This is a genomic window from Pseudomonas sp. NY15463 (assembly GCF_048068415.1).
Taxonomy (GTDB): Bacteria; Pseudomonadota; Gammaproteobacteria; order Pseudomonadales; family Pseudomonadaceae; genus Aquipseudomonas; species Aquipseudomonas mosselii_C.
The window spans coordinates 1-1,367 of the sequence record NZ_JBLUQD010000021.1 but is presented as its reverse complement, the minus strand read 5'-3'; the positions used below and the strand labels follow the sequence as shown (position 1 = coordinate 1,367).

1 protein-coding gene is annotated in these 1,367 nt (G+C 67.7%); it reads left to right on the top strand.

The window, feature by feature from the left end:
• Nucleotides 1–1,367 (top strand): condensation domain-containing protein (locus ACNFIC_RS23835; protein ID WP_416782283.1); only part of this gene is annotated, 1,367 nt, incomplete at both ends.

Below are 1,367 nucleotides of genomic sequence, written 5' to 3'. Positions count from 1 at the left end.
GTGGTCAGCCGTGCCCGTCAGGCGGGTATTCGCTTCACCCCCAAGCAACTGTTCCAGCACCAGACGGTGCAAGGGCTGGCGGGTGTGGCACGCAGCGAGGTCGAGAGCCCGTTGCAGGCCCAGGGGCCGGTGACGGGGCCAACGCCGCTGCTGCCGTTCCAGCAGGTGTTCTTCGACACTCAGATCCCGCAGCGCCATCACTGGAACCAATCGGTGCTGCTCAAGCCGCGTGAACCGTTGCAGGCCGGGCTACTGGCCCAGGCGCTGGAGCGCCTGCTGGAGCAGCACGATGCCTTGCGCACACGCTTTGTGGCCGAAGACGGCCAGTGGCGGGCGACCCTCGCGGCGCCAGAGGCGGGCTGCGCCGAGCACTTGCTGTGGCAGGTAGAGGGCGCGGATGCGGCCGAGTTGCAGGCCCATTACCAGCGTGCCCAGACCAGCCTGGACCTGGGCGCGGGGCCGCTGCTGCGGGCGGTGCTGGCGCGCATGGGCGAGGAGCAGCGCGTGCTGCTGGTGATTCACCACCTGGCGGTGGATGGGGTGTCGTGGCGGATTTTGCTCGAAGACCTCCAGACGCTGTACCGCCAGCTGGCCGCAGGCCAGGTGCCGGTCCTGCCGGCCAAGACCTGCTCGGTGCAGGCCTGGGCCGAGCGCTTGCAGGCCCATGCGGGCAGCGCGCAATTGCGCGAAGAGCTGGGTTACTGGCAGGCGCAGTTGCAAGGTGTGAATGCCGAACTGCCGCGCGACCGTGCGCTAGCGTCGGCCAATAGCCGCCAGGCGCATACCGTGCATACCCGCCTTGATTCGGGGTTGACGCGGCAGTTGTTGCAGGAAGCGCCGAGTGCCTATCGGACCCAGGTCAACGACCTGCTGCTGACGGCACTGGCGCGGGTGATCGCCCGCTGGACCGGTGAGTCGTCGGTGCTGGTGCAGCTCGAAGGGCATGGTCGCGAGGAGTTGTTCGAAGACACCGACCTGGTGCGCAGCGTGGGTTGGTTCACCAGCCTGTTCCCGGCACGGCTGGACGTGCAGGAGGACCTGGCGGCGAGCATCAAGCAGGTCAAGGAACAACTGCGTGGGATTCCCGACAAGGGGCTGGGCTACGCGACCTTGCGCTACCTGGGCGATGAGGCCAGCCGCGCCGCGTTGGCAGGCCTGGCGCAACCGCGCCTGACCTTCAACTACCTGGGTCAGTTCGACGGCAGCTTCGCCGAGCAGGACGACACCCTGTTCACCCCCAGTGGTGAGGCGCGTGGCGCAGAGCAAAGCGCCGACGCGCCGCTGGGCAACTGGCTGACGATCAATGGCCACGTGTATGGCGGCGAGCTGAGCCTGGGCTGGACGTTCAGTACCGAGCAGTTCGATGT